This is a genomic window from Tolypothrix bouteillei VB521301 (genome assembly GCF_000760695.4).
GTDB classification, from domain to species: domain Bacteria; phylum Cyanobacteriota; class Cyanobacteriia; order Cyanobacteriales; family Nostocaceae; genus Scytonema; species Scytonema bouteillei_A.
The window spans coordinates 8,852,228-8,868,591 of record NZ_JHEG04000001.1 but is presented as its reverse complement, the minus strand read 5'-3'; the positions used below and the strand labels follow the sequence as shown (position 1 = coordinate 8,868,591).

General features: G+C 41.2%; 15 protein-coding genes and 1 pseudogene. 7 read left to right on the top strand and 9 right to left on the bottom strand.

Going from position 1 to position 16,364, the window contains the following annotated elements:
* Positions 1 to 154: 154 nt before the first annotated feature.
* Positions 155 to 760, top strand: coding sequence for a TetR/AcrR family transcriptional regulator (locus HC643_RS36225; protein ID WP_038077786.1), 606 nt, complete (start codon positions 155 to 157; stop codon positions 758 to 760).
* A gap of 119 nt (positions 761 to 879) precedes the next feature.
* Here HC643_RS36225 and HC643_RS41850 read toward each other — a convergent pair whose 3' ends face one another.
* Together HC643_RS41850 and HC643_RS36215 are read right to left on the bottom strand one after the other, a co-directional pair.
* Positions 880 to 1,080 (bottom strand): GFA family protein, encoded by a 201-nt coding sequence (locus HC643_RS41850; protein ID WP_237266029.1) that lies wholly within the window; start codon positions 1,078 to 1,080, stop codon positions 880 to 882.
* Positions 1,081 to 1,337: 257 nt separating this feature from the next.
* Positions 1,338 to 2,201 (bottom strand): GNAT family N-acetyltransferase, encoded by an 864-nt coding sequence (locus tag HC643_RS36215; protein WP_038077785.1) that lies wholly within the window; start codon positions 2,199 to 2,201, stop codon positions 1,338 to 1,340.
* A 192-nt stretch (positions 2,202 to 2,393) separates the two neighbouring features.
* Between HC643_RS36215 and HC643_RS36210 the strand changes: the two genes are divergently transcribed.
* A complete protein-coding gene (locus HC643_RS36210; RefSeq protein ID WP_038077783.1) occupies positions 2,394 to 2,954 on the top strand; it encodes a GNAT family N-acetyltransferase in 561 nt (186 codons plus the stop codon).
* A 65-nt stretch (positions 2,955 to 3,019) separates the two neighbouring features.
* The gene (locus tag HC643_RS36205) at positions 3,020 to 3,202 is read left to right on the top strand and encodes an isopentenyl transferase family protein (RefSeq protein WP_237266028.1); all 183 of its coding nucleotides are present in this window, start codon (positions 3,020 to 3,022) and stop codon (positions 3,200 to 3,202) included.
* A 147-nt stretch (positions 3,203 to 3,349) separates the two neighbouring features.
* On the opposite strand, the pseudogene HC643_RS36200 reads toward HC643_RS36205, so the two are convergent.
* Together HC643_RS36200 and HC643_RS36195 are read right to left on the bottom strand one after the other, a co-directional pair.
* A pseudogene (locus HC643_RS36200) lies at positions 3,350 to 4,589 on the bottom strand (RNA-guided endonuclease InsQ/TnpB family protein).
* 822 nt (positions 4,590 to 5,411) lie between these two features.
* Complete coding sequence (locus HC643_RS36195) at positions 5,412 to 5,678, bottom strand: peptidoglycan-binding domain-containing protein (protein WP_038082670.1); 267 nt, start codon at positions 5,676 to 5,678, stop codon at positions 5,412 to 5,414.
* A 248-nt stretch (positions 5,679 to 5,926) separates the two neighbouring features.
* Between HC643_RS36195 and HC643_RS36190 the strand changes: the two genes are divergently transcribed.
* From HC643_RS36190 to HC643_RS36180, 3 genes are all read left to right on the top strand, one after another.
* Positions 5,927 to 7,195: a thioredoxin domain-containing protein gene (locus tag HC643_RS36190; RefSeq protein ID WP_038082669.1), complete on the top strand. Its 1,269-nt coding sequence runs from the start codon at positions 5,927 to 5,929 to the stop codon at positions 7,193 to 7,195.
* Positions 7,196 to 7,218: 23 nt separating this feature from the next.
* Complete coding sequence (locus tag HC643_RS36185; protein WP_038082668.1) at positions 7,219 to 8,175, top strand: 1-aminocyclopropane-1-carboxylate deaminase/D-cysteine desulfhydrase; 957 nt, start codon at positions 7,219 to 7,221, stop codon at positions 8,173 to 8,175.
* 175 nt (positions 8,176 to 8,350) lie between these two features.
* A complete protein-coding gene (locus tag HC643_RS36180; RefSeq protein WP_038082666.1) occupies positions 8,351 to 8,650 on the top strand; it encodes an SH3 domain-containing protein in 300 nt (99 codons plus the stop codon).
* A 184-nt stretch (positions 8,651 to 8,834) separates the two neighbouring features.
* Here the strand turns inward: HC643_RS36180 and HC643_RS36175 are convergent, their stop codons facing one another.
* Positions 8,835 to 9,539, bottom strand: a complete 705-nt coding sequence (locus HC643_RS36175) for a gamma-glutamylcyclotransferase (RefSeq protein ID WP_038082665.1) — start codon at positions 9,537 to 9,539, stop codon at positions 8,835 to 8,837.
* Positions 9,540 to 9,548: 9 nt separating this feature from the next.
* Entirely contained in the window at positions 9,549 to 10,364 is an 816-nt protein-coding gene (gene nudC / locus HC643_RS36170) for an NAD(+) diphosphatase (protein WP_038082664.1), read from the bottom strand.
* Between the two features lie 87 nt (positions 10,365 to 10,451).
* Here nudC and HC643_RS36165 point away from each other — a divergent pair, with 87 nt between their 5' ends.
* Positions 10,452 to 11,975: an FAD-dependent oxidoreductase gene (locus HC643_RS36165; protein WP_038082663.1), complete on the top strand. Its 1,524-nt coding sequence runs from the start codon at positions 10,452 to 10,454 to the stop codon at positions 11,973 to 11,975.
* 7 nt (positions 11,976 to 11,982) lie between these two features.
* Here the strand turns inward: HC643_RS36165 and HC643_RS36160 are convergent, their stop codons facing one another.
* From HC643_RS36160 to HC643_RS36150, 3 genes are all read right to left on the bottom strand, one after another.
* Complete coding sequence (locus tag HC643_RS36160) at positions 11,983 to 13,404, bottom strand: sugar ABC transporter substrate-binding protein (RefSeq protein ID WP_038082661.1); 1,422 nt, start codon at positions 13,402 to 13,404, stop codon at positions 11,983 to 11,985.
* A gap of 101 nt (positions 13,405 to 13,505) precedes the next feature.
* Entirely contained in the window at positions 13,506 to 14,918 is a 1,413-nt protein-coding gene (locus HC643_RS36155) for an ABC transporter substrate-binding protein (RefSeq protein WP_050045544.1), read from the bottom strand.
* Between the two features lie 6 nt (positions 14,919 to 14,924).
* The gene (locus HC643_RS36150) at positions 14,925 to 16,364 is read right to left on the bottom strand and encodes an ABC transporter substrate-binding protein (RefSeq protein ID WP_237266027.1); all 1,440 of its coding nucleotides are present in this window, start codon (positions 16,362 to 16,364) and stop codon (positions 14,925 to 14,927) included.

Sequence of the window (16,364 nt, the reverse complement as noted above, 5' to 3'; positions counted from 1 at the left end):
TAGAATGATAGGTACAAAAGTGAAAAAAAGTAACCAGCAAAAAATAATCGATGTTGTTTAGGCAACAGATATGCAAAATTGTTGACGCAAGAGTGCGATGTTCACAGCATGATTGCGTTCACAAGTCAGGGTGGGAAAAGCGGAGAAAAAGCATATGGGTACGGCAGCCAGTAATGAAAATGATCCTCGCGTAAAGCGCACACGCCAACTGTTATTAGAGGCGCTTGTCGAGCTTGCGGCAGAGCAAAACTTGCGCGATATTACTGTGCGAAAGATTACAGAGCGGGCAAGTGTGAACCGAGCGACATTCTATGCCCATTTTGAAGACAAATCCGCACTGATCGAGGCAGCCATGCGTGACGCAATTCAGCAGGCATTGTTCAAGAAACTCCAAGCATCCTGCCCCTTCAACAGGAGTAATTTGCGCCTGCTCATCCAAACAGTAGCTGAAGTGCTGAGAAGTGCTCTCAGTCAGTGTCGTGGACCAAATCGTGAGTCTCATCCACTTGTCGAGGCCACTGTCCAGGGTGAACTCTACGCCTTCATTCTGTCATGGCTCCAACAGGCGTTTTCGGGAGAAAAAATGCAGGGAGTTTCTGTAGAGACGCTTGCCACCATCTTGAGTTGGGCCATTTTCGGCGCGAGTCTTCAATGGAGTCGTAACCCGAACGGTTATTCTACAGAATACATGGCAGAGCAAATCATGCCTCTGCTTCTGAGCAGTATCTGTTTCGCAATCCAAACACCATTGTTGGATTAGCGGTCATTCTCTGAACCTAAGTAAGTGGGCAGGAAAAATTTCCAAGTATGTAACGAAAATTTTACAGGAAATTAGTGGTAAATTTTATACTTAGCACACTATAGTCTCCTCTTTCTCCCCTAGGGCGTGTTTTCAATGGGGATGTTCTCCTCACCCTCAACCTGTAATGTCGTATTGTCACCAACGATGTTGATAGCATAGCTACCCTCCCCTGCTGTTTTACGGCAAATAGAGCAGTAGCAACGCATGAATGGATAGGGATGGTAGCTTTTGACGTTGAGGCGTACCGCTCCACAATGGCAAGAACCTTTTAGTAACATTGTGGTGTTCTCCGTTCTAGTTCTGCAAAAGCCCATTCTTCATCATAGAGTAACAGGTTTTATTTGGGTTTTTCTGCCATTGATTCCAACTCTCATTTCGCACCCGACTGTTGTAGGAACCATGAAGCTATAGCATCGTCAGCTGTGGGAGTACGCCCTGAAAGCAAGTGTTTGTCAAGCTTGTTACCACACACTGTGTAACAAACCCGCGTACAGAAATAAACTAAGATGAGATTTTTTCAAACAGGGATTTGCACCTAACCAACTTCCAGGCTTGTGACTGCAAATACACGGTTTATGGGCAACTTAGGAATTTCTCTGGTGTACATTCTAGCTACTTCAGAGACAGGCTTCATTCCGTAACGTTGAGCTAGAGCGATCGCTTCTGGATTGGCATCCGGCACATCCAGAAACACGGGAGCATCGGTTGCCTTAGCAAGCAAAGCAAGTAAGAGTTGTTCGGCAATCTGTCCTTTATTTGCAAATAAAGGTCCAATGCGAAAACCAGTATGGCTTTGTCGGATGACTCCATAACCAACAATACGTCCCTCGCTCACCACTCCTAAAGCAGCACTGTTTGGCTGCTGAATCCATAATTGCAGGAAGCGAACTCGCTCACGGGGAAAAAAATTGCGCTCGTAAGCAACTAACTCATCAATTGGCACAGTTGCAAGTTCTACGATGTTATCTGGTACTGCACCGCCGCCAATTGTCTTGTAACGAATATGGTTGTAAGCAATTTGGAAACCCGATTTTTTGTAGTTTTCTTGTTGGGCAATGACTCCATCGACACTAATGTTACGCTCGGTACTCAGATATGCCATTGCAGTCTTCCATATTTTGAGCCCAAAGCCCTGCCCGCGAAACTGTGGCTTAACTATGTAAAAACCAAGAACGCCAAAGTCTTTTCCGTAAGCTACAGCAGAAATGCTCCCTATTGGCTCGCCGTTCAATTCAGCCAGAAAAAAACCGTGGGGATCGCACTGATAAAAACATTCAGCATCATATATACCAGGATTCCAACCTTCATCTGCTGCCCAAGAAATTACTAACTCAAATTCAAACCTGTTCATCGGGCGAATAATGAAGTTGTCAGCGCTCGTTGGCGATTTTGCGATCATAATGTCTTTTTTCTAGATAATTACCTTAGTTTCAAGTAATTCTCGTATATAGTCAAATTCTGAACTATGATTTACGGTCGTATAGCTCTTATCTCACTAAGCAACATCCAAATTATAAGACCGCACCACTTTTTAGTTAATTTAAATAAATACTCGTTCAACATAAAGTGAAATCGGTAGGTGAAGAAAAGTATGGAAACGGTAACAAAACGATTGATTATACGCCGTATGGCTGTGGCAGATTTGCTTGATTTTTTGGCATATCAAACTCACCCTGAGGTTTTGCGGTATATGCCTGTAGAACCACTGACTGAGGAGCAAGCAATGGGCTTGCTCTCACGACAAGCAGTTGTGGAAATTGATGATGAAGGCGGCTATATCATGTTTGCAATCTACCTTATAGATGACGCTAAAGTAATTGGCGAGGTTGGCATTAACCTATTCCCAAAAGCACAAAGTAAGGGAGAAATCGGGTGGTCACTTCACCCAAACTATCAGGGGTTTGGTTATGCAACAGAGGCAGCACTTGTATTACTCAACTATGGCTTTACACACCGCCATCTGCACCGAATTACCTCTATATGCGACACGCGTAACACAGCATCATTTCGACTTATGGAGCGTCTTGGCATGAGGCGTGAGGGACATCTCAAGCAAAGCCATTTCATGAAAGGCTCGTGGCAGGACGAGTATATATACGCCATATTGCATGATGAGTGGGTTGCACTGCATCGCGTTACGGATAACGAGTAGAATTAATAATTTTAATTGTTTGAAAATTGAGAACTTACTCGGTTGCCCTTAATTAAATCATCACTATGTCTCGAATTTTAATATTTGGCAATTCCGGTTCTGGAAAAAGTACTCTTGCAAACAAGCTTGCGAAAGACTTCAGTATTCCAATTCTCGATCTCGATACTATTGTTTGGGAACCAAACCAAATTGCCATACGCCGTCCTCAAGAAGATTCAGTGACCGTACTCCAGCGATCGCTACCCTAGCATATATAAAATTGTGCTGCATTTAACAGCGTGGTTTAGTTTAGATAGAGCTTTGAGATTAAGAAATTAAATGCGATATTAGTGATTCAAAATCCTAAAAATACAGTTTATCTGAGTGTTGTCTCTTTATGGGAATGCACTAGTGAACTACCCACACTGACCCGGAGTACCGGGTACAGTGTTGGCTTCCAACTTCACGGAGGAATGCCGCATCTTAGGCTTACGCCCTCGAATTGGTCTGACTTCCTCTCCATTGGCGATCTTCCTCCCCCGTCCCAGAGGAGGACAGCATTCTGATACCTTCGGCTCTAATGTTCGTCGCGGCATTACCATCTCTGTGATGATGAGTACCACAATTAGGACAAACCCAAGTTCTGATATCTAACGGTAACTCGTTGATTTGGTAATGACAATGAGAGCAAAGCTTGGAGCTAGGGAACCATCTGTTGATTTCTACCAAAACCTTGCCTTCTTTTTCAAGCTTGTAGGCTAAGAAATTGGTAAAAGTGCCCCATCCCGTATCAGATATTGCTTTTGCCAGTTTGTGGTTGCGAACCATGCCCTTGACGTTCAGGTTTTCAACGACTACAACTTGATTGTTGTCTACAATCAATCGAGATAATTTGTGTAAGTAGTCTTGGCGGACATTGCTAATTTGTTCGTATACCTTAGCTACAATTTTTGTGGCTTTTCTACGACGATTACTACCTTTGACCTTGCGAGCAGCAATGCGTTGTTTCTTGGCTAATTTCTGTTCATATTTAGCGAGATGTTTTGGATTTGGATATTTGGAAATCTTTTCGCCATCGTAGGTAACGGCAAAATCCACAATACCTAAATCAATCCCAATCACCTGACCATTTGTCTTTGATGTGGGATAATCACCCGAGTACTCCATCAGCACAGAAGCGTAGTACTTGCCGGATGGGCATTTACTGACAGTGACAGTTTTGATAGTGCCATCAACAGGTCGATGTATCTTTGCTTTGACAACACCTAATTTCCCAGGAAACTTCAAACAGTCATTGATTTGTTCTACCTTCTGTGGATACTGAATAGATTGACGGTGGTGAATTGATTTGAATCGTGGATATTTCCCTCTCCCCTCAAAAAAGTTTTGATATGCACGACTCAGATTCAAACTCACAGATTGCAAAACCTGTGAGTAACATTCTCCTAACCATTGAGTCTGTTGATCTTTTTTGAGGGCAGGCAATAGAGAATTGAGTCCTGATTGCGACAAGCCTTTGCCAGTTGCCTGATAAGTTTCAATACATTTATTCAACCCATAATTCCACCACCATCTCGCACAACCAAAGTGTTGTGCAAGTACTTGAACTTGTCGAGCGCTAGGGTACAGTCTGACTTTTAGAGCTTGTCGTCTCATCTCAACATTTCCCAAACATCGACCTGTTACTATTATATACTATTTTCAGTAAAAGCTATCCAGAAAATAATTGGCGACTCCTCATACACCTTTGTCCTTGAAGCCTGCGGCTGACATGAGCCAGAAATATGCAATCGTCGTCTCCCGCCTTATATCCCGCCACTGATTTGGAGTCCCAAATGAGCGTGGGGGACTTACGGCGTATAAGTTAAATATCAACTCGGAAAACTGCCACTACCAGAATCCCCAGAAATATATTTACCTAAGTAACGCGAAAGGCACAAAATTAGCAGCCTGACTATTGATGAAGAGAGCGTAGCTCAGTTAATAAATTTACCATCTTTACACCGCGATCCATTCGATCGTTTACTCATCTGTCAATCTTTACAGCATAACTTGACTGTGTTGACTGCTGATGGAGCGCTCCTGGCTTATAAAATGACTCAGTTTTTAAACTAAAGTGAGAAAAGAAATTCTGTCTTGATTTTTACATAGAGAGAATTGAAGCAATTTTCATGTTAGCATTATTTCTGCTTTTGTATTAATGGCAATTCCCACCTCTAAAGTTTCAACAGCATTCAACCTAGCAATTACATTCGTGCTTCCAGCATAAAGATGGATTAGAGTATCAGTATCAAGCAAATACAGGGCGAACGCACATTAATATATGGGCTGGTTGGGATAAAACAGATATAAAAAAACTCGGACAAGCATCAAAATCTCAACTAAAAACTAGGATTTGATGAGGTCGCAATAATGTTTACCTCAATAAACAACATTTTTTATAAGGGCGCAAAGCCGCCGCGCCCCTACTTGTCTTACTTACACAATTTCTTCTCCATCACCTGGCAAAGCACTCAGTTCTTGCCAAGTTTTAAGACCAACAACTCCATCTACAGAGAGTCCTCTGCTTTTTTGAAAATCTTTCACAGCAGCTTCTGTCGAGCGACCAAAAATACCATCAACTTTTAGAGATAACCGAGGAACGCTGATACTTTGGAACATCAATAATCGTTGCAAAATGCTGACAGCTATACCAGAATTACCATTTTTTAGAGTTGGAAGAGTTGTTTGTGTTACACTGTTCATCTGTTGTAGAAAAGTATTTATTGAATTGGACAATAACTGACTTCTGTAGATTTCCTTTCAATTCCAGAAACCAAATGAAGAATTACCCATTAGGGTACTCAGTCGATACAGTTAAGAGAGGGTTCAAAGAATTTGATTCCATTTCTCAAACCCTAATATGAAGAGATTTAGAACATACAGTTGTTTCTCAATGTCCATGTTAATCTTGGAGAAAGTAGGGCAGTACTAGCTCTTTCGTATTTTATTTTATGAAAAAAAAACTTTTTGAAATTCCATTTGCACTGATGCTAGTAAGTGTCAGTTTTTCACAACCAGCTTATACTCAAACTCCTATATCAAAAACGTCTAAACTCTCTCAAGAAGTTGCGACGCTGCGACAACAAGGTCAAACGGGATTGGAAATATTTCTCAAATCCCATGCCAATGCATTAAATTCTTCTAATGTAGAAATTCGTCAAGCTTTAGATTCACTTTGCCAGCAAAAAGATTGCTATGCTTCTCAGCTTTACTGGTACACCGATCTAGAAAAAGCAAAAGCCGCCGCAACAGCTAGCGGTAAACCAATCTTATCTTTGCGGTTGCTAGGTAACTTAGATACAGATCTCAGTTGCGCTAACAGCAGGTTTTTTAGAGTCGCATTATATCCCAACGCGGAAATTTCTAAAGTCTTAAGAGAAAACTTTATTCTACATTGGCAATCAGTTCGTCCCGTCCCAAAGGTGACAATTGATTTTGGTGACGGACGCAAACTAGAACGCACAATCACAGGTAATAGCATTCATTACATCTTAGATAGTTCGGGTCGTCCGATTGATGCAATTCCAGGGCTATACGGACCAAAAGCTTTTCTCACGAGCCTTCAGCAAGGGGAAGTAGCAGCAAAGGAGTACAGCAAACGTAACGGTTCCCAACGCGAAGCTTTTTTACGACAATACCACAGCGATCGCCTCACGACTCTCCAAAACCAATGGACAGCAGATTTAGCAAAACTAGATATCCAATCTCCACCACGGTTAGTTGCATCTCCCAGTAATGAGGGTGAAACTCCCAGTGCTACAGTAGCAGGTGCAGTAGCCGTCTCAAAAATGAGAGTGGAAAGCCCGATATTAAACAATATCCAGCCACAAAGCGCAGAAAATCCAAACACTCCTTTAGAAATTACAGACCAAGCGACTTGGAGCAGAATTGCCCAACTCTATGCAGAGTCTGCCAAACTAGATAAGAATAGCATTGCCTTAATTGGTGATAAAAAGTTTCAGTCTGCCAAAAATCCGCAAGATATCTCAAAACTGATTCGTAATTTTGAAGCGGCAATGGCTCTGGATACAGTTAGAAATGAGTATATCCTGCACAGGCAAATTCATCAATGGTTTGTACAAGGTAATCAAACAAGCTATGTGGATTCATTAAATAAAAAAGTTTATGCAGAACTGTTTTTGACTCCCAGTAGCGATCCTTGGTTGGGACTCGCCCCTACCGACATTTACAGTGCGATCGATAATGAGGGTATACGCTAAATTTTCTCAATTCAAAATCCCAAATGCTATGCTCACAAACAGTCACCAATTTTTTCAATGTACCTGTAAGCCCCATTCAGGAAATTTTTGACGAAACCCTAACAGAAGCAAAGATTAGGCTTTTTATTAAAAGAGACGATTTGCTCAATTCTTCAGTATCGGGTAATAAATTCCGGAAACTGAAATACAATTGCTTGAAAATCAAAGAGTTAGGATTTCCCCGGCTTGTTACATTTGGCGGTGCTTTCTCAAATCATATCTATGCTACAGCAGCAGTGGGAAAAATTGTTGGTATTGAAACCATCGGTATTATTCGCGGCGAACGTACCCAACCCCTCAATACAACACTTGATTTTGCTGAAAAGTGTGGCATGAAATTGCTCTTTGTTAGCCGCTCTGATTTTCGAGAGGAAAATTTGATTTTTGAACAGATAGAAAAAGAATATGGTAATGTTTATTTTTTGCCATCAGGTGGATCGAATACTTTAGCTTTGCAAGGCTGTAGGGAGATTGTTGAAGAAATTCATTCACAAATGCAATTTCAACCTGATTATTTTTGTACGGCGTGTGGTACGGGTTGTACTTTGGCTGGTGTTATTGCGGCTGTAGATTCGGCTCAACACATCATTGGTTTTTCTGCACTAAAAGGAGATTTTTTGAAAAATGACGTGCAAAGATTGCTTGATACACAAGATAATTTAGGCTGTCAAAATTGGCAGATTACTGATAATTACTGTTTCGGCGGCTATGCCAAGTGGAAGCCAGAATTAATTTTATTCATTAATGATTTTAAACGAAAACATTCCATTGCTCTCGATCCAATTTACACGGGAAAAATGTTTTTTGGGATTTTCGATTTGGCAAAAAAAGAACTTTTCCGCCCTCACACCACAGTTGTCGCAATTCATACAGGTGGATTGCAAGGTATTGAAGGTTTTAACCAAGTTAAACTTAAAAATTATAGTTTTAAACTTGAATAAACTCGCTATGTTGAAAAAGGGAGTAGAGAATAGGGAAAAGAACTAAATCTTACATCTCGTTTTTTCTTTTGCGAAGTTTCCGAAAAAACTCCCTCTCAATTTGTAGATTTAGTTGATTGTTAGAATTCCGCTTGTCTATTGCTTTGGCAACATCTTTTTAAGTAGAAGAAAAATCATGCTTGTTAAACAAGTTTCAGTATTTTTAATGTTGATAGTCAGTTCAGCTGCTGGATATGCACTTATACAATCACCAGTGTCAGCAGAATCAAAATTTTGCCAGTATTGGGAAGTCACAGCTACATCTGTTAATGTTCGAGAAAACAACCGTATAAATTCTAAAATTATTGATACTTTACCTAAAGGAACAGTTGTTGAGCTACACGGTTGGTCACAAGATGGAGAATGGGCTGATATTTCTACCCAGCAGTATCAGGGATGGGTATATGCAAATTATCTGAAATGTTACAAAAAATAGTTTAATTTTTCAATGGCAATATATTACGAAAAAATGCATGACGGAAGCTTATCTTAATTTTAACCAACTCAAAAGCGGTAGTGAATTTATAAGTTCAGTGGGCGCAAATAACCATTACTGGTTTTTAGTGACAATTCATGCGCTAAAGCGCTACTACGAGACAAATACAGAGATTATACGTTCATTACATAGTTTGGTTTTTTCTCGCCGAGTTACTTATTGTTGATGTTGCTGATAACTGTGCTAAAACACGATCGCGCAAAAGTTGCAATGGCTTATCTTTAATACCAACTGTCATCAAGCCGTCAATGGTTTGCATGAGGTAATCCGCACAAGAACCAAGCTCACCTTTCGCAGTTGCTATACTGTTAACCATAGTTTCTAAAGAAATATCACCAGCATAAGCCCGATGATTGCGGTTAATAACAAATGCGATCGCATTTATCTGTTGCGAACCATCAAAAACTTTGACCCAACGGGGAACATAACAATTAACAATCATTTCCCTCCGCCAAAGCAACAGTAGTTCTGATGGTACATCACTAGCAGCTATCCGGTAGGCAATACCGCGACAACAACCGCCCCGATCTAAACCAAGTACCAATCCAGGGTTATCTGGGGTACCTCGACCTTGGGGTACCCACAGGCAGAAGCGACGGTGCCATCCATAAATTGTACCGATGCGCTGTTCTTCAAATTTGATAATAGGATTCCAGATGAGCGAGCCATAAGCAAAAATCCAAACATCTGAAGCCAGTTTTTGCTGGTGTAGAGTTGCGCGTATTGACTCTTGCAACTGGTCTTCACTTAAAACATTTACAGATCTGCCCGATTGTAATATGGTTTGCTGCAAGCGTTGAGATTCAAGATCGGAGCGCGTAAGTGACATGGCACATCCTCAAGTCGAAACAAACCAGTCAAGAAGTTTTCGAGCAATACTTGGCTTGGGAGGAATCTGCGGTAAGTTATACTTGCTAAACCAAGCCGCATCTACCAATTCTTGAGGTTCAATGACGATCTCTCCACTTGCATAAGTCGCAGTAAATCCAATCATCAGTGAGTTGGGAAAAGGCCAGGGTTGCGAGCCAAAATAGCGAATATCTTTGACCTCAATCCCTACTTCCTCTCGAACTTCTCGCATCACCGTTTCTTCCAACGATTCTCCCGGTTCCACAAATCCAGCCAGTATGCTGTACATACCCGGTGGAAAACGAGGCGCACGAGCTAATAAGACTTCGTCACCCCGCGAGACAAGAACAATCATCGCAGGTGAGAGGCGCGGATAATTTACCAATTCGCATTTAGGACATCGCTTGGCACGCTCGTGTGCTAATTGAACTGTAGGTGTCGCACAATGACCGCAGTACTGGTGGGTGCGATCCCATTCCATAATCTGAATGGCGCGACCGCATAACGCATACAAGTCCTCATCTAAACTTCCATATAATTCCCGCAGTCCCATTAACCTCAAACTATCAGGGATTATAGAGTCCTTGGGCAATTCGGCAGAGTAACACCCAATGCCATCAAGAGTACCCAGAAATTGCGATCGCATTGGCTTCAAACCAATTTCTGCTAGACTGACAAACTTGGGGATGTGACTCACTGTCCCTTGAGAATGGATTAACAACTTGTTGCCAACAAACGCGAACCACAAAGAGGGTTCGGACTGTACTACAGGTGGAATAATGCCAGAGATGAAAGTTCGCTGCATATCACTAGAACGCCATTACTCCGATCCTAGCACTGTCAGCAATGCCCTGAAAATTACCATAACAGCAGTTAAGATATAAAGATTGAAATGCATAACGGGTTTGCTTTTATGGAGAGCTACGACGTTGTTGTCATTGGTGCTGGACCTATTGGATTGGCAACTGCCATCGGCTTACGCAAACGAGGTATTGAAAATGTATTAGTTGTCGATCGCACTCGCGCTTTTCGTCAAGTCGGTCAAACGGTCGATCTTCTGCCCAATGGATTAAGATCTCTCAAATATTTAGATTCTCAGGCTTACGAACAAATTAAAGAAGTTGGTATTGGGCTTTTGAATCCCAAGCCACCCAGCGAAGAGGCTGTAAGGACAGCTACAAGAACACAGCCTCCAAAAGCAACACCCGAATGGGTTCAAAAGAATTTGCGTGGAGAACGAATTTCATCATTTTCTCTGAGTTACGATGATTGGTTTAAAGAGTATGGAGAAGGTCGAAAATCAATCAGTTGGTATAATTTGCAGACAGCCCTCAGACAACAACTCCCCCAAGAGCGAGTTAGACCCAATCATCGATGTGTCAGTGTGGTGGATGAATTAGAGACTGGGTACGTCCGCGTAGATTGTGTGTCCAATACGATCGCAGAAGCCAATCCTTACGCGTATTGGTCTGAAGAACAGAAACCGGAAGAAAACCAACCCCAGAACTTAGAAACAATTTCCCAAGAATTTGAAACAACAGTCTTTCGGGCAAAACTCGTTGTTGCAGCTGACGGAATCAACTCCACGGTTCGCCAGATTCTTTACAAAGATACTCCGTACTCCGCTTTTGCAAAACCTGAATATTCCGGATTTGCTGCGATTATGTGCAATCAAATTCTTGACATTCCAGACAGTCTAAAGTCAGCGCTAGAAGAAATTTTCTTCCAGGGGGCACCTGTTGTCACAATCCGTAATGATGAAATCTCTGAAGGTAGCCTCATGGGAGTGCCCAGAATGCTTTTATTTCAAAGACCGAATGGTCCAGTCGGATACGTCATACACCATGCTTTGCCTCTAGACATCTTACAAGGGAAATTTGGCATATCTTTGATTGACGTTGCTTTGCCTGCATTAGAGAAAGCAGGTTTTCCCGATGTTCTCAAACAGTTAGTGAGCTTATCAACTCCTGCTAATATGCAACAGCGTCCGTACTACATCCACCGTGCTAGTATTGCAGATTCCTTACAACTTCCTAGCACTGCTTCTCTTGATACAAAAGACAATCTTGGCAAAATTCAACCACCATGGAGTTCGGGACGAGTGGTATTGGTTGGTGATGCAGCCCATGGAATGCCCCCTTTTATGGCACAAGGAGCAAATCAAGGGTTTGAAGATGCACTAGTCATTGCAACCTTAATTGCTCATGTTGTAAAAGAGAAAGGTTGGGATGATACACAAGCGATCGCTCAAGCCTTTGAAAAATACGAACATTTTCGGCGTCCGTTGATGACTCGCGTCCAGCAAGCAACGTTGCAAAATTTATCCCAAAGTCGTAAAAAAGAGTGGCAAGAATACAGCGATTCAGTATTTCGTCGAGAATTTGCACAAATGGTACCAGTCATCAGCGATCGATGACCAAATCTTAATTCCATTTATTAACAATTTCTTCTATCTGCATAATAGCTTCGTCGGCTGCTTGCTCTGGGGTTAGGCGATCGCTAATAATTCGATTGAGTGCTTTGATCCAAACATTTTTATCAAGTACTAAGGTATACGCCGGGTGATTTACATAATCAAACGGACGTATTGAACCTTGGGTTAATATCTTGGAAACACTGGAGACATGAGGGTCTGTTGAGTTTGCCCAATAAGGGTCTTTTAACACGGGCTTGAGTGCTGGAAAGTGACCCCGTTCTGCACTTTTAAGATAAGTTCCCAATATGTTTGGTTGAACTAAGTATTTAAGAAAATCTCTAGCTGTCTCTTGGTGCTTGGAATTGGCAAACAAGATCACGTGACCAATTGCAACAATGTACCGCATTCGTTGACCGTTGGGTTTATTGGGCAATTTTAAAGTACCAAGCTTTTTATAGTAAGTCTCCCTATCTTGACTGACAGCACTGGGGATTGAGAGAGTGCCATTGGGTGTCATTACCACCTGACGGTTGAGTAAACTACGATTATTATCTGGATTTAACCACCTGATAGCATCGGGTGGTACATAACCTTGCTGGTAAAACTTGGCGTACCAGTCTAAAAGATCGATAATTTTCTGCCTCACTTGGGGGTTCCTGACAAGCAGTTTCCCTTGAGCATCAAAAATTTGAATATCATAGGCTTCTAAAAGTTGCTCGAAAAAGTAATAAGTATCTCCCGACCCAATTGAATAAGGCAAACCCAAACTATATATATTATTTTGCTTTTTTCGGAGAGCGTCCTGGACTTTTTTCCAAAACTCCCAAAAGCTATTCCACTCTGTAGGAATATTAGTGTCGCTCTGTCCTACTTGCTTTAACAAATCTTTCCAATAAAAAAAGAGCATTGTGGTTTGGCTAATAGGAACTGCATAATAACTGCGCTGTTTTTGTACGTGATTGTAGAGATGAGCCGTTTTTAAAATAGGTTCTGGATACAAGTCCTTAATGGGGTAAATCACATCAGAAACATCTGCTAATTTTCCGTCCCAAGCTAAACGTGCGTTGAGTTGTCTTTCCGCTCTGTTATTTAATAAAATATCGGGGGTATTTCCAGAACGTACTGCTCTTTCCGCTTTTTCCAGGAGTTCGTTAGGTCCATAAACCGACAGTTTTGCCTTGTAACCGCTTTTTTTCTCCCAGTTTCTTACAACTAAAGTAATTGCCTCATCTTCTTCTAACCCAAACCCTTTATCCCACCAAATTTGTAGGACTTTATCATCTTTATGAGATGTCTTAATAGAGGATTTTTGAGATTGTGAAGGAATGGATTGAGAACAGGCAAAAATTGTGAAACTTAAGGTTGAGACTGTTAAGACAAAGCTGCATAATTTACAGCGATTGCGAGTTTTTTTAATAAAATTTTGCATTATCTATGAGTCAATCAAATGTTTTTTCTAGAGAAAACATAAATGTCTTATGAAAAAAATCTAATTCTATAGGTAGGCAATGCCTACCTTGCATTCAAAAATTAAATAGGATCGCTAGACTCAGCAAAAATTTCATTGAGTTGTTGAATTGCGCGATCGGCTGCTTTTTCGGGAGAAACACGATCTATGACGACTCGACGCAGAGCTTGACCCCAAACATTTTTCATTAACACTTTACTATAAGAAGAATTTTGAGCAATATATAATAAACGAGTTCGTTTCATAATGAGTGGTTTAGCACCTTCCGATACGTGGGGATCTTTCTTATTTGTCCAGAAAGGATCTTTCCAAACAAGTGTGTGTACTGGAAAAAAACGCCCGCCCGCAACCTTAAGATAATTTCCCATGATTTTTGGGCTGATGAAATATATCAAAAAATCTTTAGCTAGTTTCTGGTTTTTTGAGTCAGTTAGGATAATTGCTTGGGTGATGAGAGACACATAACGCATTGGCTTACCGTTAGGTTTATTGGGATATCCAATAGTACCTAGCTTGTTAAAGTAAACGTCAGAATTTCGGCGTACAGCCGCAGGAATGGAGAGAGAATTGTTAGCAGTCATGACCACATGCCTGTTAAACAAGCTGCGATTGTTATCTGGGTTAAACCAATTCACTGCATCGGGAGGTACATAACCTTGATTGTAAAATTTTGTATACCAGTCTATGCAATGGATAATTCCCTGACGGACTTTTGGATCGCTTGTACGCAATCGACCTTGAGAATCTACAATTTCTACATCATGCGCTTCCAAAATCTGCTCAAAGACTTCAAAAGTGTCTCCAGCACCAACGGATAAAGGTAACCCAAGCCCATAAATCTTTTTATTTTTTTTTGTTTGCAAAGTGTTTTGTATTTGTTTCCAAAACTCCCAAAAACCATTCCAATCCTTAGGAATATCTTTTTCACTCTTACCAGCTTCTTCGATCAAATCTCGCCAGTAAAAAATATAAGGAATGCTCTGGTGAAGGGGAACAGCGTAATAGCTTTGCTTGTTTGTCAGCTTGTTATAAAAATAAGCGCTTGCCAATACAGTGTCTGAGTAAAAAGGTTTGACAGATTGAATAACTTCAGAAACATCTGCTAGTTTACCTTCTCGGGCGAGGCTTGGATTGAGAATTCGATCTGCATTGTTACTCATGACAATATCAGGTGGATTTCCTGCTCGAATTGCCCTTTGAGTCTTTTTTGATAGCTCATCTGCACTAAAAAGAGAAAGCTGAGCTTTGTGACCAGTCTCTTGTTCCCACTGCTTGACAACTTGCTGTATTGCCTCATCTTCTTCTAGGGTAAAACCTTTGTCCCACCAAAGTGTTAATATCCCGTTCTGTGTTGAAGATTCCGTTAGCAATGATTTGTCAGAATTAGAAGTATTGGTACAGGAAAAAACACTCAAACTGAGCGTGACTCCCAGTAAGAGAAAACGACTTGTCGTTTGTAATTTTGCAGTTACCATACCCGCTCACTCCCATTTGGCAAAAATTTCTTTAATTTGCGCGATCGCCTCATTAGCCGCTTGTTGTGGAGAAACGCCATCTTTCACGATTCTGGAGATCGCTTTACCCCAAATGTTTTCTTGCAAAACTACACTGTAGGCGGGGTTTTGGACAAAATAAAATGGGCGTGTTTGACCTTTCATTAAAACTTTAGATGCAGTAGAAAGATGGGGGTCTGCTGGATTAGTCCAGAATGAATCTTTCCATAGTGGTGTCATCACTGGTAAGTATCGTCCTCCTGCGGATTTAATATATGTTTTTATGGTTTCAGGTTGAGCTAAGTACGCCAGAAATTCTTTCCCTTCTTTCTGATTGTTGGAATTGGCAAACAAAATGGCAGCATTAACTGCTACTAAATAACGCATTGGTTCACCATTGGGTTTTTTAGGAAACTCTAGAGTCCCAAGTTTGTTGCGATAAATATCGGGATTCTGTCGTACAGCAGCAGGAATCGAAAGTGTGGTATTTGCTGTCATTACCACCTTACGATTAATCAAGTTGCGATTGTTATCTGGATTTAACCATCTTGTTGCGTTGGGAGGTACGCAACCCTGTCGGTAAAGGTTTGCGTACCACGTCAAACTCTTCACAATGCCTTGACGCACCTTAGGGTCATCAAGGCGAAGTACACCTTCAGAATTGACAATTTCAACATTATATGCTTCTAAAATTTCCTCGAAGATATAGTAAGTATCTGCAGCGGCGGCGGAAAATGGTAAACCTAACCCGTAAATAGGTTCTTTGTTATCCTGCGATGGGTTAAACGCTTTCAAATCAGTCTGTACTTTTTTCCAAAATTCCCAAAAACCATCCCAATCTGTAGGAATATCCTTCTCACTCCGACCCACTTGCTTGAGCATATCCCGCCAGTAATGGATGTGAATTGTTAACTGATTGATTGGCACTGCATAGTAGCTGCGCTTGCGAGCAGATTTGTTATAAAAATGAACAGCTTCCAATGCTGCTTCAGAATAATTGTTCTTCACGGGTTCAATGACATCGGAAACATCTTCCAATTTGCCTTCCCAAGCAAGGTGCGGTATCAACTCTCTCTCCGCACTGCTACCCATGACAATGTCGGGTGGATTGCCAGATTGAATCGCCTTTCTGGTTCTTTCTGGGAGATCGTCGTTACTGTAGAAAGTGAGTTTGGCTTGATTCCCGCTTCTTTTTTCCCAGTCTTTAATTAACTTTATAAGAGCGTCATCCTCTTCTATGTTAGAACCCTTATCCCACCAAATTGTTAAAGTTTTGCTTTTAGAAGAATTAGCAAGTGGGGGGGAGCTATGTTGAGATAAATAGCTACAACTGCTAGTTAGCAAGCTAAATATGAGTATTTTCAGGATATAACGGTGTTTACCGAGATTTAAGAGTGATATAAACATTTTTTGGGATAATCGTATCAT

Coding starts and splice junctions, on each gene's coding strand:
- HC643_RS36225 (WP_038077786.1), top strand. CDS start 155: ATGGGTACGGCAGCCAGTAATGAAAATGATCCTCGCGTAAAGCGCACA.
- HC643_RS41850 (WP_237266029.1), bottom strand. CDS start 1,080: ATGTTACTAAAAGGTTCTTGCCATTGTGGAGCGGTACGCCTCAACGTC.
- HC643_RS36215 (WP_038077785.1), bottom strand. CDS start 2,201: ATGATCGCAAAATCGCCAACGAGCGCTGACAACTTCATTATTCGCCCG.
- HC643_RS36210 (WP_038077783.1), top strand. CDS start 2,394: ATGGAAACGGTAACAAAACGATTGATTATACGCCGTATGGCTGTGGCA.
- HC643_RS36205 (WP_237266028.1), top strand. CDS start 3,020: ATGTCTCGAATTTTAATATTTGGCAATTCCGGTTCTGGAAAAAGTACT.
- HC643_RS36195 (WP_038082670.1), bottom strand. CDS start 5,678: ATGAACAGTGTAACACAAACAACTCTTCCAACTCTAAAAAATGGTAAT.
- HC643_RS36190 (WP_038082669.1), top strand. CDS start 5,927: ATGAAAAAAAAACTTTTTGAAATTCCATTTGCACTGATGCTAGTAAGT.
- HC643_RS36185 (WP_038082668.1), top strand. CDS start 7,219: ATGCTATGCTCACAAACAGTCACCAATTTTTTCAATGTACCTGTAAGC.
- HC643_RS36180 (WP_038082666.1), top strand. CDS start 8,351: ATGCTTGTTAAACAAGTTTCAGTATTTTTAATGTTGATAGTCAGTTCA.
- HC643_RS36175 (WP_038082665.1), bottom strand. CDS start 9,539: ATGTCACTTACGCGCTCCGATCTTGAATCTCAACGCTTGCAGCAAACC.
- nudC (WP_038082664.1), bottom strand. CDS start 10,364: ATGCAGCGAACTTTCATCTCTGGCATTATTCCACCTGTAGTACAGTCC.
- HC643_RS36165 (WP_038082663.1), top strand. CDS start 10,452: ATGCATAACGGGTTTGCTTTTATGGAGAGCTACGACGTTGTTGTCATT.
- HC643_RS36160 (WP_038082661.1), bottom strand. CDS start 13,404: ATGCAAAATTTTATTAAAAAAACTCGCAATCGCTGTAAATTATGCAGC.
- HC643_RS36155 (WP_050045544.1), bottom strand. CDS start 14,918: ATGGTAACTGCAAAATTACAAACGACAAGTCGTTTTCTCTTACTGGGA.
- HC643_RS36150 (WP_237266027.1), bottom strand. CDS start 16,364: ATGATACGATTATCCCAAAAAATGTTTATATCACTCTTAAATCTCGGT.